This is a genomic window from Bacteroides xylanisolvens, from assembly GCF_018289135.1.
Classification (GTDB): Bacteria; Bacteroidota; Bacteroidia; order Bacteroidales; family Bacteroidaceae; genus Bacteroides; species Bacteroides xylanisolvens.
Genome location: NZ_CP072216.1, coordinates 5,982,794 through 6,006,094 on the forward strand (window position 1 = coordinate 5,982,794; position 23,301 = coordinate 6,006,094).

The 23,301-nt window shown below is 42.7% G+C and carries 17 protein-coding genes; 9 read left to right on the forward strand and 8 right to left on the reverse strand.

The features are described from left to right. The first annotated feature begins 141 nt into the window (after positions 1 to 141). A complete protein-coding gene (locus tag INE92_RS24505; RefSeq protein ID WP_008642094.1) occupies positions 142 to 1,209 on the forward strand; it encodes a DUF1573 domain-containing protein in 1,068 nt (355 codons plus the stop codon). An 11-nt stretch (positions 1,210 to 1,220) separates the two neighbouring features. Beyond that, complete coding sequence (gene meaB / locus INE92_RS24510; RefSeq protein ID WP_004305376.1) at positions 1,221 to 2,312, forward strand: methylmalonyl Co-A mutase-associated GTPase MeaB; 1,092 nt, start codon at positions 1,221 to 1,223, stop codon at positions 2,310 to 2,312. Positions 2,313 to 2,402: 90 nt separating this feature from the next. On the opposite strand, the gene INE92_RS24515 is transcribed toward meaB, so the two are convergent. Further along, complete coding sequence (locus tag INE92_RS24515; RefSeq protein WP_004315635.1) at positions 2,403 to 3,320, reverse strand: DMT family transporter; 918 nt, start codon at positions 3,318 to 3,320, stop codon at positions 2,403 to 2,405. 122 nt (positions 3,321 to 3,442) lie between these two features. On the opposite strand from INE92_RS24515, the gene INE92_RS24520 reads away from it, so the two are divergent. The 4 genes from INE92_RS24520 to INE92_RS24535 are packed head-to-tail and all read left to right on the forward strand — an operon-like array spanning position 3,443 to position 7,666. Next, positions 3,443 to 4,306 carry an AAA family ATPase gene (locus tag INE92_RS24520; RefSeq protein WP_004315636.1) on the forward strand — a complete coding sequence of 288 codons (864 nt, stop codon included), beginning with the start codon at positions 3,443 to 3,445 and terminating at the stop codon, positions 4,304 to 4,306. A gap of 22 nt (positions 4,307 to 4,328) precedes the next feature. Then, complete coding sequence (locus INE92_RS24525) at positions 4,329 to 5,357, forward strand: DUF4435 domain-containing protein (protein ID WP_008642097.1); 1,029 nt, start codon at positions 4,329 to 4,331, stop codon at positions 5,355 to 5,357. A gap of 37 nt (positions 5,358 to 5,394) precedes the next feature. After that, positions 5,395 to 6,735, forward strand: a complete 1,341-nt coding sequence (locus INE92_RS24530; RefSeq protein ID WP_004315638.1) for a mechanosensitive ion channel family protein — start codon at positions 5,395 to 5,397, stop codon at positions 6,733 to 6,735. Between the two features lie 34 nt (positions 6,736 to 6,769). After that, entirely contained in the window at positions 6,770 to 7,666 is an 897-nt protein-coding gene (locus tag INE92_RS24535; protein WP_008642101.1) for an AraC family transcriptional regulator, read from the forward strand. A gap of 26 nt (positions 7,667 to 7,692) precedes the next feature. Here INE92_RS24535 and INE92_RS24540 read toward each other — a convergent pair whose 3' ends face one another. Next, the gene (locus tag INE92_RS24540) at positions 7,693 to 9,258 is read right to left on the reverse strand and encodes an ATP-binding protein (RefSeq protein WP_008642103.1); all 1,566 of its coding nucleotides are present in this window, start codon (positions 9,256 to 9,258) and stop codon (positions 7,693 to 7,695) included. A gap of 456 nt (positions 9,259 to 9,714) precedes the next feature. Between INE92_RS24540 and INE92_RS24545 the strand changes: the two genes are divergently transcribed. The 3 genes from INE92_RS24545 (at position 9,715) to INE92_RS24555 (ending at position 16,684) form a co-directional block, all read left to right on the forward strand. Further along, entirely contained in the window at positions 9,715 to 12,429 is a 2,715-nt protein-coding gene (locus tag INE92_RS24545; RefSeq protein WP_211421268.1) for a TonB-dependent receptor, read from the forward strand. Positions 12,430 to 12,472: 43 nt separating this feature from the next. Continuing rightward, a complete protein-coding gene (locus INE92_RS24550) occupies positions 12,473 to 13,681 on the forward strand; it encodes a hypothetical protein (RefSeq protein ID WP_009039047.1) in 1,209 nt (402 codons plus the stop codon). A 192-nt stretch (positions 13,682 to 13,873) separates the two neighbouring features. Next, a complete protein-coding gene (locus INE92_RS24555; protein WP_195436637.1) occupies positions 13,874 to 16,684 on the forward strand; it encodes a sensor histidine kinase in 2,811 nt (936 codons plus the stop codon). 139 nt (positions 16,685 to 16,823) lie between these two features. On the opposite strand, the gene INE92_RS24560 is transcribed toward INE92_RS24555, so the two are convergent. The 6 genes from INE92_RS24560 to INE92_RS24585 form a co-directional block, all read right to left on the reverse strand. After that, positions 16,824 to 18,263, reverse strand: a complete 1,440-nt coding sequence (locus INE92_RS24560) for an NADH-quinone oxidoreductase subunit N (RefSeq protein WP_195436638.1) — start codon at positions 18,261 to 18,263, stop codon at positions 16,824 to 16,826. Positions 18,264 to 18,300: 37 nt separating this feature from the next. Continuing rightward, positions 18,301 to 19,785 carry a complex I subunit 4 family protein gene (locus INE92_RS24565; RefSeq protein ID WP_195436639.1) on the reverse strand — a complete coding sequence of 495 codons (1,485 nt, stop codon included), beginning with the start codon at positions 19,783 to 19,785 and terminating at the stop codon, positions 18,301 to 18,303. Between the two features lie 38 nt (positions 19,786 to 19,823). Beyond that, positions 19,824 to 21,755: an NADH-quinone oxidoreductase subunit L gene (gene nuoL / locus INE92_RS24570; protein WP_004312108.1), complete on the reverse strand. Its 1,932-nt coding sequence runs from the start codon at positions 21,753 to 21,755 to the stop codon at positions 19,824 to 19,826. Between the two features lie 191 nt (positions 21,756 to 21,946). Further along, complete coding sequence (gene nuoK / locus INE92_RS24575) at positions 21,947 to 22,255, reverse strand: NADH-quinone oxidoreductase subunit NuoK (RefSeq protein WP_004312109.1); 309 nt, start codon at positions 22,253 to 22,255, stop codon at positions 21,947 to 21,949. A 37-nt stretch (positions 22,256 to 22,292) separates the two neighbouring features. After that, entirely contained in the window at positions 22,293 to 22,805 is a 513-nt protein-coding gene (locus tag INE92_RS24580; protein WP_004312110.1) for an NADH-quinone oxidoreductase subunit J family protein, read from the reverse strand. Positions 22,806 to 22,807: 2 nt separating this feature from the next. Then, on the reverse strand, positions 22,808 to 23,296 hold the full coding sequence (locus INE92_RS24585) for a 4Fe-4S binding protein (RefSeq protein ID WP_004305338.1): 489 nt from the start codon (positions 23,294 to 23,296) through the stop codon (positions 22,808 to 22,810). Between the last annotated feature and the right edge of the window lie 5 nt (positions 23,297 to 23,301).

The window sequence follows — 23,301 nt, forward strand, 5'->3', positions numbered from 1 at the left end:
CGTAATCCGTGCCTGAATCTATTTGATACCTCTTGATGGGGAGAATTATCCTCTTTCGTCAATCTGTGTTAATCTGTGTAATCTGTGGTGAAAAACTCATCTAAAACCCCTACATTTGTGCACCAAAATAAAAAATATCGCATGAAACGTAGTTTACTATCTATATTATCTTTACTTACTGTCGCTTTGGCAGCCGTTGCCCAACCTCGTATCTCTTCAAATAAAGAGACACATAACTTCGGACAAATTGAGTGGAAACGTCCGGTGACAGTGGAATATACCATCACTAACACGGGAAACCAGCCATTGGTACTGACCAACGTCACAACCTCTTGTGCCTGTGCCGTGGCCGACTGGACCAAAGAACCGATTGCCCCGGGAGGAAAAGGAGTAGTAAAAGCTTCTTTTGACGCAAAAGCGTTAGGACATTTTGAAAAGTCGATAGGAATATATAGCAATGCCAGTCCGAGCCTGGTCTATCTGAAGTTTACCGGTGAAGTAGTGCAGGAAATAAAAGATTATACAAAGCTACTTCCTTATACAATTGGAAATATTCGTTTAGATCGTGATGAGTTTGCTTTCCCCGATGTCTATCGCGGACAGCAGCCTTCATTGACCTTTGATATCGCCAATCTTTCGGATCGTCCTTACGAACCGGTATTGATGCATCTGCCTCCTTATCTGAAAATGGAAGCGGAACCCAAAGTCTTGTTGAAAGGCAAGAAGGGAACTATCAAACTGACGCTGGATGCGAGCCAGCTAAAAGATTACGGATTGACACAGGCTTCTGTCTACCTTTCCCGTTTCTCCGGTGATAAGGTGAGCGAAGATAATGAAATACCGGTTTCGGCCATTCTTCTTCCCGACTTCTCTCGTATGACGGAAAAAGATTCTTTGAACGCTCCTGCCATGCACATTTCGGAAACGGATATTGATCTTAGTATCCCGTTGATAAAGAAGAATAAGGTAAGCCATGATATATTGATAGCCAATTCCGGAAAGACTCCGTTAGTCATCAGTAAGTTGCAGGTATTCAATTCGTCGGTAGGAGTGAGCCTGAAGAAGACGGTCCTTCCTCCGGATGGAATGACGAAGCTCAAAGTAACTATTCGTAAGCGTGACGTAGGTAATAAGAAGCATCATTTACGTATCCTGATGATAACAAATGATCCGTTACGCCCGAAAGTTGAAATCAATATCAAACGCTAAATCCTATGATTATGGAACATCCTGAAAATAGTGAAGAATATAAGGGGCTTGTTGTCAATAAAGGCATTGAGCAACCCTCATCTGTGAATCCCTACTTAAAGCGGAAACCTAAGAAACGCCAACTTTCAGTAGCAGAGTTTGTAGAAGGTATCGTAAAAGGTGATGTCACCATATTGAGTCAGGCTGTGACATTGGTTGAAAGCGTAAAGCCTGAACATCAGGCTGTCTCACAGGAAATCATAGAGAAGTGTCTGCCATTTTCCGGTAATTCGATCCGGATTGGTATCAGCGGCGTTCCCGGTGCGGGAAAGAGTACATCCATAGATGTATTCGGTCTGCACGTGCTCGAAAAGGGGGGCAAACTGGCGGTATTGGCCATCGACCCTAGTAGTGAGCGTAGTAAAGGCAGTATCTTAGGGGATAAAACGCGTATGGAGCAGCTTTCCGTGCATCCTAAATCGTTTATCCGCCCTAGTCCGTCAGCCGGTTCTTTGGGAGGAGTGGCACGCAAAACACGTGAGACGATTATTCTTTGTGAAGCTGCCGGATTCGATAAGATTTTTGTGGAGACCGTAGGAGTGGGACAGAGCGAAACGGCTGTTCACTCGATGGTTGATTTCTTCCTGTTGATTCAGTTGTCCGGTACGGGCGATGAACTGCAAGGGATTAAGCGTGGTATTATGGAGATGGCGGATGGTATCGTTATCAATAAGGCCGATGGAGATAATCTGGAACGTGCCAAGTTGGCTGCCACTCAATTCCGTAATGCATTGCATCTGTTTCCTGCGCCTGAATCCGGATGGATTCCCAAAGTATTGACTTACTCCGGTTTTTATAACCTGGGAGTGAAGGAGGTCTGGGATATGATTTACGAATACATTGACTTCGTGAAAGAAAACGGCTATTTTGAATATCGCCGCAACGAGCAAAGTAAATATTGGATGTATGAAAGCATCAATGAACAACTTCGTGACAGCTTTTATCATAATCCGAAGATTGAAACAATGCTCTTAGAAAAAGAACAGCAGGTATTGAAAGGCAACCTGACTTCGTTTATAGCTGCAAGAAGCTTGCTCGATACTTATTTTGAGGATTTGAAATAAGACTTTAAATGATAATAAGATTCTGATTCTTAAAGAATACATTTAGCATAAGCGGGTAGGAAACGTCAGTCTTTCTACCCGCTTGTACTATTAATGAGGCTTTTCTGCTTTTTCAAGATCAGCTCTTGATTTACTTTGAGTCACAATATATACTCCCAGGAATACGAGCGCGATAGCGATTCCTTTCTCCCAGCCGAAACTTCCGATACCCATCGCGATTGCCGCAATCGTAGCCACGATCGGTTGCATATAATTGTACATACTGACTACCGTAGGACGGAGCAGCCTCTGTGCAGTCATAATGCAGAGATACGCGAGGAAGCTACCTCCTAATACGACATAAAGTACCTGTAGAATGGCGACAGTGGAAACAGAAGTCCATTGAATCGTAGAAATATCATAATAGGAGAACGGAATGTAACACATTGAAGCATATATGAACATCCATTTATTAATCGTTACTGCCGAATATCGTTGAGACAATCCTTTGAATACAGTCAGGTATATGGAAAAACTGATTTGCGCAACGAGACAAAGCAAGTCGCCAATCAGGCTTCCATTTCCGTTGCTTCCTGCCTGGCTACTCATAATGAGAATGAGCGCTCCCATAGCACCTATAAAAATTCCCAGTACTTTCTTATTGGTAATAGGTTCTTTCAAGTAAATGGCCGCTACAACCATTGTTACAATCGGTAGAGTGGTAGTTACGATAGAAGCATCAATAGGAGAAGTCATAGAAAGTCCGAAGATAAACACTCCTTGATTGAATACTAGCGCAAACAGTGAAGCAAAGAAGATTTTCAGCATATCTTGATGATTCACATGTTCCTGTTTGCAAAACATGGAAAGGATCCAGAAAGCGGCTGCTGCCCCCACCATGCGGAATGTAGTGACAGAAATTGGAGAAAACTCTTGAAGAGCCGACTTACCGATGGGAGACATTAATCCCCACATAACGTTTGCTGTAAGCGCAAACAAATGACCATACAGGTTCTTACTTTTGTCCATGTTGATACTATTTATTTTACCATATCTCTGATATCATTAACAATCAAATAGAGAAAACGGTTGCAAAGGTAGTCTTTTATCGTATGATTTGTTTATATTTGCCTTGATTAAACTTGAATATTATGGAACAACAAGCCAATTATATCCGTCGTATCGAGATACACGGACTATGGGAACGCTTTAATATAGGATGGGATTTGCGTCCCGATGTGAACATCCTCTCCGGCATCAACGGAGTGGGGAAGACTACCATTCTGAACCGTTCGGTGGGATACCTCGAAGAACTTTCCGGTGAAATGAAAAGTGACGAGAAGAACGGAGTGCGTCTCTTTTTCGACAATCCCCAGGCAACCTATATTCCTTATGACGTCATCCGAAGCTACGACCGTCCCCTGATTATGGGTGACTTCACAGCCCGCATGGCCGACAAGAATGTAAAGTCTGAACTGGACTGGCAACTCTATCTCTTGCAACGCCGTTACCTCGATTATCAGGTCAACATTGGTAATAAGATGATTGAAATGCTTTCCAGCACTGATGAAGAAGAGCGTCGTAAAGCAGCTACATTATCTGTAGCCAAACGTCGTTTTCAGGATATGATTGACGAACTGTTCAGCTATACACGCAAAAAGATAGACCGGAAACGGAACGATATCGCTTTCTATCAGGATGGCGAACTATTATTCCCTTATAAACTGTCGTCCGGTGAAAAGCAAATGCTGGTTATCCTGCTGACCGTACTCGTGCAGGACAACAGCCATTGTGTATTGTTTATGGATGAGCCGGAAGCCTCCCTTCATATAGAATGGCAGCAGAAACTGATTGCTATGATACGTGAACTGAATCCGAATGTGCAGATTATCCTGACTACCCATTCGCCTGCCGTCATTATGGAAGGCTGGCTGGATGCCGTGACAGAAGTAAGTGATATATCTACCACCGTAGGGCACAAGCTCGACAAGGATTCTCCCAACTGTAATTTGTAATTCGTAACCTGTAATTGAACAAATGGCAACTTCACTACGAGATAATCTGACTTCTTCTTATTTCAATGCCGCCCATAAGCTTTATCCGAAGAAAGCCCGCCGACGTATCATCGCTTACGTAGAAAGCTATGACGACATCGCTTTCTGGCGCACATTGCTTGAAGAGTTTGAAGACGACGAACACTATTTCCAAGTGATGCTTCCTTCGGCCACCTCCCTGGCAAAAGGAAAAAAGATGGTACTCATGAACACGCTGAATACAGCCGAATTGGGGAGAAGTCTGATTGCCTGTGTGGACAGTGACTATGATTTCCTGTTGCAGGGAGCTACCAATACTTCCCGTAAAATCAATCGGAACAGGTATATTTTTCAGACTTATACCTATGCTATTGAAAACTATCATTGTTTTGCCGAAAGCCTTCACGAAGTATGTGTGCAGGCTACGTTGAATGACCGTTCCATTTTAGATTTCAACTTCTACCTGAAGAAGTACTCTGAAATAGTATATCCGCTTTTCCTCTGGAACGTATGGTTCTATCGCCAACGGGATACTTACACTTTCCCCATGTACGATTTCCATACTTATACTTCTTTGCGCGAGATTAATCTCCGGCATCCGGAAAAGAGCTTGGAATCCCTTCAACAACGGGTTAATCAGAAGTTGGCAGAGTTGAAAAGGAAATTTCCCCATAACATTAATCAGGTGAGTGGATTGCGGACTGAATTTAAAGAGCTGGGCTTGGTGCCGGAAACTACTTACTTGTATATGCAGGGACACCATGTGATGGATAATGTGGTAATGAAACTACTGATTCCGGTCTGCACCGTATTGCGTCGTGAACGGGAACAGGAAATCAAGCGGCTGGCCGAACACAATGAACAGTTCAGAAACGAACTGACTTGTTATCAGAACAGCCAGGTGAACGTAGAAATCATGCTCAAGAAGAATGTAGCCTACAAAAGACTCTTCCATTATGATTGGCTACGGCAGGATATCAGTGAATATTTGGAAGAAGGAAAGAATAAAGAAGAAAAGAAACAGAGATCATAAATAAAAGAAAAACTAAAAAAGAGAGAGACGATTGCTTATGAAAGAAGTAAAAGAAGTGGTTGATACAGTGAGTGTGGCATTAGCAAACGGGCAACCGGAAGAAGCAGGTAATGTAGTGATGCAAGAGGTGAATCATGCTTTGCTCTCGATGGGAGTGGATGAAGCTATGGCTGATAAGATTGATAACTTTATCATTTTATTGTTTATTATTGGAATAGCATTATTGGCTAATCTGATTTGCCGCAAGATTATTCTGCGTACCGTGGCTAAATTGGTGAGACAGACAAAAGCTACTTGGGATGATATTGTATTTAATGATAAAGTAATGGTGAACATCAGCAGGATGGTGGCGCCTATATTGATTTATATATCTATTCCTATTGCCTTCCCCGAACATGCAGACTCTGCTTTGCTTGATTTTCTTCGAAGACTTTGCATGATTTATATCCTTGCAGTCTTTCTTCGCTTCGTCAGTGCTTTGTTTACGGCTGTGTATCTGGTATATAGCGCGCGTGAACAATATAAAGACAAACCTTTGAAGGGGCTTTTGCAGACAGCGCAAGTCATTCTCTTCTTTATAGGAGCTATCATCATTATCAGTATTTTGATAAAGCAAAGTCCGGTGGTGTTGCTGACCGGATTGGGAGCTTCCGCTGCGGTTCTGATGTTGGTTTTCAAGGACAGTATCATGGGATTTGTCTCCGGCATCCAGCTTTCCGCCAATAATATGCTGAAGGTGGGCGATTGGATCACGATGCCGAAATACGGTGCGGACGGTACGGTGATAGAAGTAACATTGAATACCGTAAAAATACGTAACTTCGATAATACCATCACCACCATTCCTCCTTATCTATTGATTAGTGATTCTTTCCAAAACTGGCAGGGAATGCAGGAATCCGGCGGACGTCGTGTGAAACGTTCCATCAATATAGACATGACCAGTGTGCATTTCTGTACACCGGAGATGTTGGCAAAATACCGGAAGATACAACTGTTGAAAGACTATGTGGATGAAACGGAAAAGGTAGTGGAAGAATATAATAAGGAACATCATATCGACAACTCTGTGTTAGTGAATGGACGCCGGCAAACAAACCTGGGAGTTTTCCGTGCCTATCTGACTAACTATCTGAAGAATCTGCCTACTGTCAACCAAGACCTGACCTGCATGGTACGTCAGCTTCAGCCTACCGAAACCGGTATCCCGTTGGAACTTTATTTCTTTTCTGCCAATAAAGTATGGGTTGCCTACGAAGGCATACAGGCAGATGTTTTCGATCATGTGCTTGCCATTATTCCCGAATTCGACTTGCGTGTCTTCCAAAACCCGTCGGGGGCAGACCTGCATCAGATAGGGGTAAAGATAGAAAACTAATCAAACGATAAAACGCTTATAAATTGTAATTACTATGACTACACCGTTATCCAACCAGATTATCCGTGAAATCACTCCTTTGTCAGATAAGGATTGCTTTTACATTGCGGAACGTTATAAAACGGAATTCACTTATCCTATACACAACCACTCCGAGTTTGAATTGAACTTCACCGAAAAGGCAGCCGGAGTAAGGCGGATTGTAGGAGACTCTTCCGAAGTGATAGGTGATTATGATTTGGTATTGATAACAGGAAAAGATTTGGAACACGTCTGGGAACAGAACGACTGCCATTCGAAAGAGATACGGGAGATTACGATTCAGTTTTCTTCCGATCTTTTCTTCAAGAGCTTTATCAATAAGAATCAGTTCGACTCTATCCGCCGGATACTGGATAAAGCACAAAAAGGGCTTTGTTTCCCGATGTCTGCCATACTCAAAATATATCCGTTGCTGGATACGCTTGCTTCCGAGAAGCAAGGATTTTATGCGGTCATTAAGTTTATGACAATCCTGTATGAACTTTCTCTCTTTGAAGAAGAAGCGCGTACCTTGTCCAGTTCGTCTTTTGCCAAGATAGATATTCATTCGGACAGCCGGCGTGTGCAGAAAGTGCAGGAGTACATCAATACACATTATCAGGAAGAAATACGTCTGGGGCAGTTGGCTGATATGGTTGGGATGACGGATGTGTCATTCAGCCGCTTTTTCAAACTGCGTACAGGCAAGAATCTTTCTGATTATATCATTGATATTCGGCTGGGCTTTGCTTCCCGGTTGCTGGTAGATTCTACGATGTCTATCGCTGAGATTTGTTATGAGTGCGGTTTTAATAACCTTTCCAATTTCAACCGGATCTTCAAGAAGAAAAAGAGTTGTTCGCCTAAAGAGTTTCGTGAGAACTACCGGAAGAAAAAGAAATTGATTTAGCGCATTCTCTTTTATGAACTCGGTGATTAACTCCCGAGTTCTATCTTCCATTCACCAATCGTTCGTGTGGCACTGTCAAAGTTTACACCTACTTTAACTATTTTCCTGTGATCCGCCTGATACGGAATAGCATACTTTTTGCTGTTAATCTGCGTTAATGCTTCTTCGGGTGTACCATCTACTTTAAATTCAAAAACATAGATGGTATCTTGAAGTTTCACAACCGCGTCTGCTCTTCCAATGGCTGTATCCACTTCCACATCTATATACTGTCCCATCAGCCGGAAAAACAGATAAAAGATAGTTTGGTAATGTTTCTCTTCCTTGTTGTTCAGTTTATTCGGGATAGACGCAAAGAAAGATTTCAGTCTTTCCAGACATTCCTCTAAATGACCGATACGCAAGTCTTTAATAAAGGACACTACATAAAATGTATTCTCTCGTGCAGGCAGATGCACATAAGCGGGCATCAGCGATTCGATAAATCCTTTTCTTACTTCTTTGTTGGGATAAGCCAGTGTATACAGTTGGAAATCCGGATCATATCCCTTAATTGTGAGATAACCGCTTTGGTAGAGCACCGGAAGAGGATCGGTGATTCTATTGCTAGGTGCATCAAACTGTTCGGCGGTGGCGGTCGTGTTATCCAGTTCCCGGATATCAAAATCGCTTTCTTGCAGAATATCTATCAGGAAAGTGGGAGTACCGGTCGAAAACCAAAAATTCTCATAACTCTTTTGCGCAAATGCATTGAATAGACTAAATGGGTTATAAATGTCTACACAATTCTTACTGAAATGATAACCGTCATATTGTTGTTTCAAATGTACACAGGCTTCCTCGTATGTTTCCTTGTTGGCTTGGGCCATTTGTTCAATATCAATTTGCAATTGCGTGCGCAGTTCTTGTTCGGTGATGCCACAGATAGCACTGTAATCATCCCTCATGCTGATATTCTGCAAGTTATTCAACTCGCTGAAGATACTCATTTGGCTGAATTTGCTGATACCTGTCAATAATAAGAAGCGAAGATACTGTCCCTGGGCTTTCAGTGGACTAAAGAAATCCCGCATGATATTACGTATTTCCTTTTGAACTTCATCATTATGATTGCTGTCCAGCATTGGTGAGTCATACTCATCTATTAATACCACCACCTGTTTACCCGTCTGTTTGTAAGCACGACGAATAATTCCTTCAAAACGTAAACTGAAAGTCGTTTCTCCTTCTTCCCGTTGATAAATTTTCTCCCATAAAAGCAATTGGCGGTTAATAACGGCTGACAGCATATCAGCGGTTATATATTTACTCACACTAAAATCAAAGTGTAGTACCGGGTAGACCGTCCAATCCTTTTCCAGAGTCTCCATAGCCAAGCCTTGAAACAGTTCTTTTTTTCCCAGGAAATAAGCTTCTAGTGTAGAAACCAGCAAACTTTTCCCAAAGCGTCGGGGACGACTTAGAAAATAGACTTTATTTGTATGAGTCAAACGATAAATCAATTCTGTTTTATCAACATAGACACAATCATTATTGCGTAAATCTTCAAAGTTCTGTATTCCTATCGGATATCTTCTGAAATTCTCTTCCATGACGCATATCTGTTTTTAGCGTGAAACATTCACAAAGATAATGATATTTAGTTTCAAGTCAATTATGCCTGTTCTTTTTTTAAGAAAGTCCAACGTTGGATATATACTTAGTGGGAAAGGAGCTATCGGTGTTTCTTTGCGTAATGCATTGAAAAGCGGTGAAACATATCTTTGACGACAAGCGGGTGGAAATACACTATCAGCCAAAATTTTCACCTTCTCACAACTGTCAGCCGATTAATTTTATGCATAATGAGAGATAAAAGAGTGAAGTTCCGGTCTTAAATTTGCTTATAAACAAGTTAAACTAATAGCGTAACTGATTGATAATACGTTTGTAACATCTTGTCATCATCTTGCAATGACTCTTTCAATAGATTGTATTTTTTTCGTCTTACGGTTGTAATGCTCACCCTCTATCTTTGCCGACGTAATTAAAACGTAGAGCAAAGTTAGATGAAAAAACTATTTCTTATCCGATTTTCAGTGGCGGCCTTCTTTTGCCTGTTGTGTGTACTTCCTGCATTGGCTGTCAATATCAAGATTAAAGGAGCTGTGAAAGACAAACTATCCAAGGAACCTTTGATAGGAGCTACGATACGTTTGCTCGGAACTCAAGCCGGAGCAGTGACCGATATGGAGGGTAATTTCGAATTGAACAGCATGGGCGTTCTGGAAGGTATGTATGATATTGAGATTAAATATGTAGGTTACAAAACGGAAGTGCGCCGTAAAGTGCGTGTGGAGAATGGAAAACTGGTGATACTGAATCTGGAGTTGGAAACCGATGCACAGGAACTTGCCGATGTGGTGGTTGTAGCTAAGAAGAATAGGGAAAATGAGAATATGCTGTTGCTCGAACAGCAAAAAGCAGTCATTGCCGTACAATCTGTTGGTGTCAGGGAGCTTTCCCGCAAAGGTGTTTCGGATGCAGAAGGTGCTGTGACGAAAGTTGCCGGAGTGTCTAAACAAGACGGAGTGAAAAATGTCTTTGTCCGTGGATTGGGAGACCGGTACAATGCAACTACTTTTAATGGATTTGCTCTTCCTTCCGAAGACCCGGAATATAAGAATATCTCTCTTGATTTCTTCGGTACGGACATTATTCAGTCTGTAGGTGTAAAGAAAGCATTCAACGCGGGGGGCAGCAGCGATGTCGGAGGGGCAACCATTGATATTGTATCCAAAGAACTAATTGGTAGCGGTCATCTGGGATTCGGCATTTCCGGTGGCTTGAATACACAAACGGTAGCAGCCGATTTTCTGAAACAGGATGGAGTGAACTTCATGGGCTTTGCCAATCGTACCGAACATGCCGATGAAAACTCATGGAACTTCAGAAATAAGTTAGACCCTTCCGCTCAACATCTTCAAATCAACCGGAGTTACAGTATTTCCGGAGGTAAACGATTCTATGTCGGAAAAGACAAAAATCCGTTTTCTTTCTTCCTGACCGCCGGACATACGACGGACTATCAGTATACGGATGAAATCATACGTAATACAACTACCAGCGGTACGGTCTACAAAGATATGAATGGAAAGAAGTATGCGGAGAATATCAGTCAACTGGCACTTGCCAATGTGGATTTCGATATGCAGAACCGTCATCACATCAGTTATAATTTGATGATGATTCATGCCAATACCCAGTCGGTGGGCGATTACAACGGCAAGAACTCGATTTTTAGTGACGACTATGAAAACCTTGGATTCACCCGTCGCCAACAAACGAATGACAATATGCTGATCGTTAACCAACTAATGACTAACTGGGGATTGACCAAATCATTAAGTCTTGATGCAGGTGCTTCCTATAATATGGTGAAAGGCTATGAACCAGATCGTCGAATCAATAACCTGACTAAAGCGGAAGACGGCTATACGTTGCTAAGGGGCAACTCACAACAGCGCTATTTCTCAACTTTAGATGAAGACGACTTGAATGTAAAAGCAGGCTTGGTCTATCGTCTGAAAGATAATATAGAAGAGATTTCGAATGTCCGTTTCGGATATACAGGCCGATTCGTAGATGATAACTTCAAAGCCACGGAATATAACCTGACCGTAGGACATGTTTCTGCCATCCCTTCTTTAGACGACTTCTCGCTTGACGATTATTATAATCAGGAAAACTTTGCTTCCGACTGGTTCAAGATACAAAAGAACTTAGATGAATATATCGTAAAAAAGAATATTCATTCCGCTTATGCCGAGGCTACCTACCAGTTTACTCCCCGTTGGATTGTGAATCTGGGACTGAAATACGACAAGGTAGATATTGAAGTGGATTACAATGTGAATCGTGGAGGCTCTAAAGGAAACAATACCATCCAAAAAGATTATTTCCTGCCCAGCTTGAATCTCAAATACAATCTGAATGATAAAAACTCGTTTCGTCTGGGAGCTAGTAAAACATATACGCTTCCGCAGGCAAAGGAAATATCTCCTTACCGTTATGTCGGCGTGAACTTCAACAGTCAGGGTAACCCCAATCTGAAACCTTCGGATAATTATAACCTTGATCTGAAGTGGGACTTTAATCCCACTCCGACCGAGTTGATTTCTCTTACGGCTTTCTATAAATTGATTAAGAATCCGATATCCCGCATTGAAGTGGCAAGCGCCGGAGGTTATCTTTCTTATGAGAATATAGCGGATAAGGCAACCGTGGCAGGAGTGGAGATAGAAATACGTAAGAATCTGTTTGTCCGTCCGGTGAGTAATGCTGCGCACGGAATGAATAAACTCTCTTTGGGATTGAATGGCTCTTATATCTACACGAATGCAAAAATGCCTTTGGCAACGGTTACCACCGGTTCGCAACTGGAAGGAGCCGCACCGTGGATTGTCAATTTCGACCTCTCGCATAACTTCACGAAAGGAGAACGCAGTTTTGTCAATACATTGGTACTTAATTATGTGAGTGATAAGATATATACCATTGGCACACAGGGCTATCAGGATATAATGGAGCAGGGAGTACTGATACTGGATTTTGTGTCCCAAGCCAAACTGAACAAGCATCTTTCCCTTAACCTGAAAGCCCGCAACCTGCTGAATCCCTCTTATAAGTTAAGCCGCAAAGCGAACGAAAACGGGGAAAAGGTGATACTGAATGATTATAAGAAAGGAATAAATATAAGCCTGGGAGTGTCGTGTACATTCTAAGCCGGGTGATGAAATAAGATTATTAACTAATAATGAAAGCAAAATGAAAAGATTGTTTGTGAACTTTATGACGTTTGCCGTTATGGCAACAGCACTTACATTGACTGCATGTAGCAGTGATAGTGACGGGGACGGTGATGGTAACGGAGATGGTGGAAACAACGGTGGGACCGGTAGTTCTATTGTTGTGGGCGAAAATATCCTGTCCGGCACGCTGACCGGAGAACAGACACTGGAAGCTAAGGAATATATTCTGAACGGAACGGTAGTCATTGAAAATGGAGGCCGTCTGAATATCCCTGCCGGAACAACGATTAAGGCTCGCGAAGGTTTCAGCAGTTATCTGCTGGTAGCACAGGGCGGTAAACTTTATGCTGACGGTACAGCTGATAAACCGATTGTTTTCACTGCCAATTCAACAACCCCTACATCCGGCTATTGGGGAGGAATCATTATCAATGGTAAAGCTCCGATTTCCGGTTCGAACGCCAATAAGAGTGATACAGGTCTGACGGAAATCGACAACAACTATAAATACGGTGGTAATGTCGATAATGACAATTCCGGTTCACTGACTTATGTGAAAATCTGCTATGCCGGTGCCCGCTCTACTGCCGATATCGAGCACAACGGATTGACACTGAACGGTGTTGGAAACGGTACCAAGATCGAGAATATCTACATTCTTGAGAGTGCGGATGATGCCGTCGAATTCTTTGGCGGTACGGTGAATGTAACCAACCTATTGGCTGTGAACCCGGATGATGACATGTTCGACTTCACTCAAGGATATTCCGGTAAATTGAAAAACTGCTATGGTGTTTGGGAAAGCGGTTATACCAGTACGGAAGCAGATCCGCGCGGCATTGAAGCAGATGGTAACTTGGATGGCATTTATCCGGATCATTTACGTCAGTCGGACTTTGTGGTTGAAAATATGACAATCGTAAATAATGCTGCCAATACAACGGATAATGTAGACCGTATGCAAGATGTGATTAAAATCCGTCGTGGAGCAAAAGCTACGATCACCAATGCCCTTGTCAAAGGTTCAGGCGGTACAATCGATTTGATTGATATGAATGACAATAAAGGTACAGGAAATGCTGCTTCCAGCATCAGCATCACCCATACATTGAACTTTAAGAATAAGCTGAACGGTACATTGAATACATTTACCGAGCCAACTACGAATACAGGTGCAGATGCATCCCTGTTCACTTGGAGCGGATATAATTTCTCTTCCTTATAAATAAGATATAGAGTAGCAAAGTGTATCTTTTTTAATAGGAGGTATGGGAGAATTTGTAACAAACAGATTCTCCCATATTCTATTTATTTGTTTTCGTAATCTTCTTTTAGCTTTTTTATTTGCTCCTTTATGGTATCAGTGATTACCTTTTTCGTATATTTGTCAACCTATTATTTTACAACGATACAAAATATGCAAACAGACAACGAGCGATACAAAAAAATGGCTTCTCTTGCACAAATCGGATGGTGGGAAGTAGATTTAACGGCAGGATGTTATTTATGTTCCGATTATCTTTCTGATCTTTTGGGATTGGACGGCGACACCATCTCTACTTCGGATTTTCTAAACCTGATACGTGAAGATTATCGCAAGCAGATTGCTCAGGAGTTCCGGGCAAATTCTTCTATCCATAAGGACTTTTACGAACAAACTTTCCCGATTCATTCAAAATATGGTGAGGTTTGGCTGCATACCCGTCTGGCTTTTCGTGAGAAGGGTACGGGTGTTGATGGAGGTGATAAGTCCTTCGGAATAATCCAGCGCGTTGAGGCTCCCAAGGAGGAAGATCAAAGGGATGCATTAAGGCGTGTGAATGATTTGCTTTGTCGTCAGAATTTTGTTTCGCAATCGTTGCTTCGTTTCCTACGTGATGAGGCAGTAGAATCTTGTATCGCAGATATTTTAAGAGATATTCTGAATCTTTATAATGGAAAAGGTCGTGTTTATATTTTTGAATACGATGAAATTTATGCCCATCATAGTTGTATCTACGAAGTTGTTTCTGAAGGAGTATCGGCAGAGATAGACAATCTGCAGGACATGCCTGCCAGTGAGTCAAAATGGTGGAGTGAACAGATATTATCGGGCAAGCCGATTATTTTAAATACACTGGAGCAGTTATTAGAAGAGGCTCCTGATGAATATCAGATTCTTGTAGTTCAGGGAATCAAATCGTTAATGGTGACTCCTTTGATGACAGGCGACCGCGTTTGGGGATATATGGGGATTGATTTGGTTGAGACCTACCATGACTGGAGTAATGAAGATTTTCAATGGTTCTCCTCATTGGGAAATATTATAAATATCTGTATCGAGTTGCGTAAAACTAAGAACAAGGTAATCCGTGAACAGACTTTCCTAAATAATCTGTTTCATTTTATGCCGATGGGATATATACGTATGTCCATTATCCGTGACGAGAATAATAAACCTTGCGATTATCGGGTGACGGATGCGAATGAGGTCAGTTCAACCTTTTTCGGGCTTCCTTTGGAGTCGTATATTGGTTCTTTGGCATCTGAAAAGCATCCTGACTATCTCCAAAAACTTAATTTTCTGGAAGAGATACTGGATAGTAATTCTTATAGGGAGAAAGATGAATATTTTCCAAGAACGGAACGGTATACGCATTGGGTTATTTATTCTCCCGGAAAAGATGAAATAGTCGGTTTATTCCTCGATTCTACAGGATCGGTACAAGCTAACCGGGCATTGGATCGTAGTGAAAAACTCTTTAAGAATATCTTTGCTAATATTCCGGCAGGAGTAGAGATTTACGATAAGGACGGCTATTTGATAGATTTGAATAATAAGGATTTAGAAATATTCGGTGTAGTGAATAAATCGGATGTGATAGGGGTTAATTTCTTTGAGAATCCGAATGTGCCGCAGGGGATTCGTGATCGTGTGCGGAATGAAGATCTGGTGGATTTCAGACTTAATTACTCTTTTGAGCAAGCAGGAGGATATTATGAGACAAGCCGTTCTAATGTGATAGAACTATATTCGAAGGTTAGTAAACTATATGATAATGAGGGCAACTTCAGCGGATATATTTTAATAAGCATTGACAATACGGAGCGTATTGATGCAATGAATCGTATTCGTGATTTTGAAAATTTCTTCTTGATGATATCCGATTATGCAAAAGTAGGATATGCCAAATTGAATCTCTTGAACCGCAAAGGTTATGCTATAAAACAGTGGTATAAGAATTTAGGTGAGGAGGAAGATATTCCTTTGAGTGAGGTGGTAGCAGTTTATAGTCAAATGCATCCCGAAGACCGCAAGCGTTTCCTCGATTTTTATGATGGAGTCAGAGACGGAAAAAGGAGGCATTTCCAAGGGGAGATGCGTATTCGTCGTCCCGGAACGAAGAACGAATGGAATTGGGTCAGCAGTAATGTGATGGTCACCAATTATAAACCGGAAGAAAATGAAATAGAAATTATCGGTATTAATTATGACATTACAGAATTGAAGGAGACTGAAGCCGAATTGATTCAGGCACGTGATAAAGCAGAGATGATGGATCGTTTGAAAAGTGCTTTCCTTGCAAATATGAGTCATGAAATCCGTACGCCGCTGAATGCCATTGTCGGTTTCTCCGATTTATTGGTGGAAACAGAAGAGTTGGCAGAACGTCAGGAGTATATTAAGATTGTGCGTGAGAATAATGATCTCTTGTTGCAATTAATTTCAGATATACTCGATTTGTCGAAGATTGAAGCGGGTACATTTGAGTTTACCAACGGAGATGTAGATGTAAATCTGTTATGTGAGGATATTGTCCGCTCTATGGGGGTGAAAGCGAAAGAAGAGGTGGAACTGGTGTTTGATGATCATCTTCCGGTTTGTCATGTCATTAGTGACCGTAACCGTATACATCAGGTGATCTCTAACTTTGTTAACAATGCAATGAAATTTACCTCTGAAGGTAGTATTCATGTGGGGTATGAATTAAAAGACGGGGAATTGGAATTTTATGTCAAAGATACAGGAATCGGTATTGAGAAAGAGCAATTGCCACATATCTTTGAGCGTTTCGTGAAGCTTAATACTTTTGTACACGGTACTGGATTGGGACTTTCTATCTGTCAGAGTATTGTTGAACAATTGGGTGGGCGTATTGGCGTTGATTCTGAAAAAGGAAAAGGATCAAGATTCTGGTTTACTATTCCCGAAGTGATTGTGGCGGAAGAGATGAGTTGTGCCCGGTAGAGTAGGTAATGAGGCAGGTGAATATCTTCCTTCCTCATTAATAAAAGCGGCTTTTATATAGAAGAAACGGTCTTGGTTTTGATGTCGATTGATACTGACATGAAACCAAGGCCGTTTCTTTGGTGAAAAGGTAGTCCGTTTAAATTCCGAATGACAGTTTATCAATAGATTGATATACGATACTTGCAATACCCAGTCCGATGATACCCAGCGTGCAGAGTGCTAGTCCCCATTTCGTACAACGGTCGCTGTGGAAAGTAGGAATCGGGTTGTCGGAAGGAGTGATATACATTGCTTTTACAATCAGCAGATAGTAATACAAAGAAATCACAGTATTTACCAATGCAATGAATACCAACAAGTGGAAACCTGCATCGAAAGCAGCCATGAAGATAAAGAATTTAGAGAAGAATCCGGCAAACGGAGGGATGCCTGCCAATGAGAACAGAGACAGAGTCATCAAGAGAGCGATTTTGGGATTCGTTTTATAAAGTCCTGCGTAATCTTCGAGCGTGAATTTCTGACTGCGTAGCGCCACAATAGTAATTACGGCAAATACTCCGAGGTTGGCAGCAGCGTAGATTAATACGTAATATACCAAAGCTGTCATGCCTTGTGCCGTGCCACCGATAACACCTAACATAATGTATCCCGCTTGCGAAATACTGGAGAACGCCATCAAACGTTTCAGGTTTTGCTGACGGACAGCAAATATATTGGCAATAGTGATAGAAGCGATGGTTACCCAATAAAGTACTTCCTGCCAGTCATTGATCATTGGAGCGAATACTTTGATAAGGACAGCCAATAAAACAAATGCTGCCGATCCTTTTGATATAACACTCAGATAAGCGGTAACTGCACTCGGAGCGCCTTCGTAAACGTCTGCTGTCCATAAGTGGAACGGAACCAATGATAACTTGAATGCCATTCCTGTGAAGAAGAATACAAATGCCATGATCTGTAACGGATTTCCGTCGATATGGGCAGGGAGGTCATCGAAATAAAGAGTCCCGGCAGAACCATAGATCATTGACAGGCCGAATAACAGCAATGCACTGGAGAAAAGAGTTGTCAGAATGTATTTGGCACCTGCTTCGGCAGAGTTGTGACGGTATTTATCGAAGGCAATCAATGCTGCCATTGGAATAGAAGCTGTTTCAAGCCCAATGAAGAACATCAGGAAATGTCCGGCGGAAATCATGAGGTACATACCAAACAAGGTAGAGAGTGTAAGCACATAGAACTCTCCTTGTTTGAATGAAGTATCTTCTCTTTTCATCCACTCGTGCGCCATCAGGAAAACAATCAGTGTACCGACGTTCAGGATTGATTTAACAACTGTGTGCATCGGTACATAGTGATACATGCCACCGAAGGCATCGGCAGCAGTTCCTGGAATCATGTTGATAGCCGTATGGATAGCCATCAGAATAACGGGTAACATGGTGTTCAGGCGTGCTTTCCCACTATTTTTGTGTGCATCCGGACTCATGAAGAGGTCAGCTAGAAATAGCAGCAATAAGACAGCTATGAGCGACAGCTCTTCTCGCATATATAGAAATTGTGAATAATCCATCTTGTTTATTTATGAATTAAGAATTATGATTTATGAGTTAGGGGATTAGTTGTGAGACAACCGGTAATACGCTTTCGCCAATCATGTGGCTAACCCAGAAAGGAGCCATACCTAGTCCGGCAACGCAAACGATGAGGCAGATAACGGCTATACGTTCGTCCCATGTTGCGTCGGTCAGTTCGAGGTGATGTTTATTGGTGCAGGTTCCGTATAGAATCTTACCTACCAGGCGCAGGATGTAGACTGCGGTAATCACAATCGAAGAGCAGGCGATGATAGTCAGTGTACGGTGAAATACATCGTTGTTCTGGAAAGAGCCGACGAAGATAGTCATTTCAGCAATGAAACCACTCAAGCCCGGCAGACCGAGGTTAGCAAGACCGGCAATCACATAACATACACTAAGGAATGGCATAATCTTCATCAGACCGGCAAGCTCGCGAACGTCACGTGTGTGTGTACGTCCATATATCATACCGATCAGAGCAAAGAACAAGGCTGTCATCAATCCGTGTGAAAGCATCTGAAGGATTGCTCCTGTTGCTGCTGTCTGGTTTAGCATCAGAATGGCGAAAAGAACCAGTCCGCAGTGAGATACGGATGAATAAGCATTGATATATTTCAAGTCGGTCTGTACGCAAGCGGAGAAGGCTCCGTAGACTACAGAGATACCTGTCAGTATCAGGAATATCCAGGAAAGTTCGTTGGCTGCTTCCGGCATCAGATACATGGCGATACGGAAACATCCGTAACCTCCCAGTTTCATCAATACTCCGGCATGAAGCATGGATACGGCAGTCGGGGCAGAAGCGTGACCGTCAGGACTCCATGTGTGGAACGGGAAAAGGGCGCCCAATACACCGAAGCCGAGGAAAGTCAGCGGGAACCAGATGCATTGCTGTGCAAAAGGTATGTTGTGCAACTGTGCAATTTCGAGAAGGTTCATGGTGGTTGCTCCCGAGCCGAAATAGATTCCGAGAATACCGATCAATAGGAAAGCGGAACCGCCCATCAACATAAGGGTCAGTTTCATGGCTGCATATTCTTTACGTCCTGATCCCCATACACCAATCAGCAGGTACATCGGTATCAACGCAATTTCATAGAACATGAACATGGTGAACAAATCGACGGATATAAAGAATCCGAATACTCCCATAGACAACAGGGTGAACCAGAGGAAATATTCTTTCGTCAGCGGTTGTAGGCGCCAGGAAGCGAATGTACCGGTGAATACGATGACAGCAGACAATAACAACATGGCTACCGAAATTCCGTCAACACCTACTGAATAAGATATGTGAAGCGGGGCATACCAAAGCGTATCTGCACGGAAAAGCATTTCTGCCGTATTTCCGGCGCTACGCTCTCCCAGATACAGGAATGTAAGTACGACGGAGGCAATCAGAAGTGCCGATGCGCCAGTAACCATAACCCCCCGGATGGCTTTGATTCCTCGTGCTGCCCAAAGTCCGGCCAGCATCAATAAGGGGATAAGTACGAATATGGATAAGAAATTCATCTTTATGATTTACTATTTAAAGATTTACTATTTACTATTTAGAGAATCAGCAGTAGGATAAGTGCCAATGCACCGCAAAGGAACACATACGCATATTGTTGTACCTGACCGCTCTGCAAACCACGAATCTCGTCGCTTGTTGTATTGGTGGCCCATGCCAGGAAGTCAAAGAATCCATCCACTACATGACGGTCGAACCATGCGATAGGAGTAGAGATGCAGCGGAAGATAATCTTATGCGTAATAAACTGGTAGATATCATCAATATAGAAGCGATTATAGGCTGCCTTGTGCAGACCTTTGAATCGTTTTGCCAACGAATCAGCAACAGGCTGTTTGGCATTCTTGTACATCCATGTAGCGATTGCAATCGAAATAATCGCAATAACAACGCTCGTAATAGCTACTGACGGATCGAGATGGATAGAATAAGATTCACCATTCGAACTGATGAAGTGTCCGAAAGGAATAAATCCTGCTCCACAAGTTACAACTGCCAGGAACATCAGCGGGAAAGTCATAGCCAACGGACTCTCATGTGGGCGGCAAGGTGCCGCTTCCAAGTTTCCGTGCGGCGTGTTATGTTCCGAATGGGAACCTGCCCGGGGCGGCTCGCTCCCCCAAAAAATACCGTAGTAAAGGCGGAACATATAGAAAGCTGTCATTGCAGCGATGACTGTCATCACCCATCCCATTACAGGGCTGTATTGGAAACAAGCAGCCAGAATTTCATCCTTCGAGAAGAAGCCCGAGAACGGAGGAATACCGGCAATAGCCAGACAAGCAATCAGGAATGTCCAGTGAGTGATCGGCATATATTTGCGTAAACCTCCCATAGCGGACATTTCATTAGAATGTACGGCATGGATAATGCTACCTGCACCGAGGAAGAGTAATGCCTTAAACATGGCATGTGTGAAAAGGTGGAACATGGAAGCCATGTAGCCCAAACCTCCTTCGTGCGGATTCATGGAAGTACAAACACCCAGAGCTACCATCATGAAGCCAATCTGTGAAATGGTAGAGAAAGCCAGTACACGTTTGATGTCTGATTGTACGCAAGCCACACTTGCTGCGTAGAATGCTGTAAATGCACCTACCCAAGCAACCATGTGCAGCGTATTCGGTGCGTATGTAATGAAAAGTGGGAACATACGTGCCACCAGATATACACCGGCAACTACCATGGTAGCCGCATGAATCAATGCGCTGACCGGAGTAGGACCTTCCATTGCATCCGGCAACCAGATATGCAACGGGAACATGGCACTTTTACCGGCACCACCGACAAACATCAGTCCGAGAGCCAACGGAAGCATAGAAGCTCCACCGCTTATCAAGGATACTGTATCCGGAGTGAAGCCGAATGTACCACCGTAATATCCGTAAATCAGGATACCGATCAGGAAGCCCAAGTCAGCAAAGCGAGTAACAATAAACGCTTTCTTGGAAGCAGCAATGGCAGCCGGTTTTGTATAATAAAAACCGATTAGCAGGTAAGAACTTACCCCCACCAGCTCCCAAAAAAGGTACATCTGGAAGATGTTGGTTGCAACGACCAATCCCAGCATAGACATGGTAAACAGGGATAGGAAAGCGTAATAGCGTTGAAAACCGACTTCTCCTTTCATGTAACCGAAAGAGTAGATATGTACCATCAGTGACACTGTAGAGATGACGATCAACATCATTACCGATATAGGATCGAGCAAGATGCCCAAATCGAAGTGTAAAGTCTCTGTAAAAGGAAGCCACGTGAAGTTGTAAGGCATCAGTGTGGCGAATGTTCCGTCTTCCAGTCGTGGAGCGGAGAAATATTGGATAGCTGTAACGTAGGATAGTACTGCTACTGCTCCCAGTATCAGCGTACCGATTGTACCCGCTGTCCGGTGGGACATCCATTTACCTCCGATTCCCAATATGAGAAAGGAGAAGAAAGGAAGAAGGAGTATTAGAATTGTTAGTTCCATACAGTTTTATTTAATTACTTGAGTTATTATTAATAATTTTTGGTCTTATAGCTGATAATCACTATACTCGGACCTTCTGTTTGGTTTCCCGGTGTGAAACTAGTTGTTCCTCGGTGAGAAACACTTTGTTTCTCGGTGTGAAACGAAGTGTTTCAAGGGATGAAACACCTTGTTCCTGGGAATGAAACAAATCACCACTTCAACTCGTCCAGGTTGCGCACCTGAATGCTTCGAAGATTACGATAAATGTTAATCATGATGGCGATAGCTATTGCAGTTTCCGCAGCCGAGATGGCGATGGAAAAGAGTGCAAAGAAATAACCCTCCATTCCCCCCGGAAAAAGGAAACGATTGAATACGGCGAAGTTGATGTCCGTAGCATTCAGCATTAACTCTACAGAAATCAGGATAGCCAGTGTATTTCGGCGGGTAAAGAATCCATAGATTCCTGCAAACATCATGATGGTAGAAACTACCAGGTAATATTCCATGTGTATCATATTCGAACTCTATTTTGATAGTTAATACTTAAAATTCCTATCTCTTACGTGCAATCATGATGCCACCGATGATACACGCCAGCAATAATATGCTGACAGCTTCGAAAGGCAATACATAACCGTATTTGTCACTACTTAATAAAGCGTTCCCGATAGCATGAATGCTAATTTCTTGCGGGGCCAAATTAGCTGTCTGCATGAAATCGTGCTTCAGTGTGATAAACAGGATAATGGCCAAACCGGCAATCATAGTGAAGAGTCCGGCTAAGACTTTACTTCGTTTTGCTTTCTCGGCCCGGTCGCCTTCTCCACTGGTCAATAGGATGGAGAATACATAAAGAACGACGATACCACCGGCATAAACCATAATCTGAACGGAACCCAGAAAGGTGTAACCCAGCAAAAAATAGATGCCGGCCGTGCCGAAGAGCACGAAGAGCAGGTAGGTGGCCGAGCGTACGATACGTTGGGTAGTCACCGTCATGATGGACATAGCAATAATAAATGCTGCCAAAAAGTAGAATACTACTGTTTCAAGTGTTGATCCCATATCTAAACTTCTTTTTTCTTTTCTATTACTTTACTACCGTCGTGGTTCAACTTCAGGACAAGTTTCGTCCGGTCGAAGACTGCATGTTCGAAGTTCTGGTCGAACGTGATGGCATCGTGCGGACAAGCATTGACACAGAGCTGGCAGAACATACAGGCACCCAAATCATATTCATAGGTTGCCAGAATTTTCTTCTTCTTTCCATCTTCTGTTTCGACGGTTTCGCTGGTCACTTTGATTGTATCGTTCGGACAGGCCATTTGACACAATCCGCAAGCTACACAGCGATGTTCATTATTCTCATTGTGGGGCATATTCAGCGTACCACGAAAACGGTCGAACATTTTCAGCTCTTTCCGGTTTTCGGGATATTGCTCGGTCACTTTCTTACGGAAGTATACCTTGATGCTGGTTTTCATACCCGTTGCCAGTGTACTGATGCCATGCACCAGACCACCTAAGTACGTATATTTTTTATCTTTATATTCCATAATTT

Bases quoted from the DNA above. Each gene is read 5' to 3' on its own strand.
- INE92_RS24535 (WP_008642101.1), top strand. From the start codon at position 6,770: ATGACTACACCGTTATCCAACCAGATTATCCGTGAAATCACTCCTTTG.
- INE92_RS24545 (WP_211421268.1), top strand. From the start codon at position 9,715: ATGAAAAAACTATTTCTTATCCGATTTTCAGTGGCGGCCTTCTTTTGC.
- INE92_RS24530 (WP_004315638.1), top strand. From the start codon at position 5,395: ATGAAAGAAGTAAAAGAAGTGGTTGATACAGTGAGTGTGGCATTAGCA.
- INE92_RS24580 (WP_004312110.1), bottom strand. From the start codon at position 22,805: ATGGGATCAACACTTGAAACAGTAGTATTCTACTTTTTGGCAGCATTT.
- INE92_RS24520 (WP_004315636.1), top strand. From the start codon at position 3,443: ATGGAACAACAAGCCAATTATATCCGTCGTATCGAGATACACGGACTA.
- INE92_RS24540 (WP_008642103.1), bottom strand. From the start codon at position 9,258: ATGGAAGAGAATTTCAGAAGATATCCGATAGGAATACAGAACTTTGAA.
- nuoL (WP_004312108.1), bottom strand. From the start codon at position 21,755: ATGGAACTAACAATTCTAATACTCCTTCTTCCTTTCTTCTCCTTTCTC.
- INE92_RS24560 (WP_195436638.1), bottom strand. From the start codon at position 18,263: ATGGATTATTCACAATTTCTATATATGCGAGAAGAGCTGTCGCTCATA.
- INE92_RS24550 (WP_009039047.1), top strand. From the start codon at position 12,473: ATGAAAAGATTGTTTGTGAACTTTATGACGTTTGCCGTTATGGCAACA.
- meaB (WP_004305376.1), top strand. From the start codon at position 1,221: ATGGAACATCCTGAAAATAGTGAAGAATATAAGGGGCTTGTTGTCAAT.
- INE92_RS24515 (WP_004315635.1), bottom strand. From the start codon at position 3,320: ATGGACAAAAGTAAGAACCTGTATGGTCATTTGTTTGCGCTTACAGCA.
- INE92_RS24555 (WP_195436637.1), top strand. From the start codon at position 13,874: ATGCAAACAGACAACGAGCGATACAAAAAAATGGCTTCTCTTGCACAA.
- INE92_RS24505 (WP_008642094.1), top strand. From the start codon at position 142: ATGAAACGTAGTTTACTATCTATATTATCTTTACTTACTGTCGCTTTG.
- INE92_RS24525 (WP_008642097.1), top strand. From the start codon at position 4,329: ATGGCAACTTCACTACGAGATAATCTGACTTCTTCTTATTTCAATGCC.
- INE92_RS24565 (WP_195436639.1), bottom strand. From the start codon at position 19,785: ATGAATTTCTTATCCATATTCGTACTTATCCCCTTATTGATGCTGGCC.
- nuoK (WP_004312109.1), bottom strand. From the start codon at position 22,255: ATGATACACATGGAATATTACCTGGTAGTTTCTACCATCATGATGTTT.
- INE92_RS24585 (WP_004305338.1), bottom strand. From the start codon at position 23,296: ATGGAATATAAAGATAAAAAATATACGTACTTAGGTGGTCTGGTGCAT.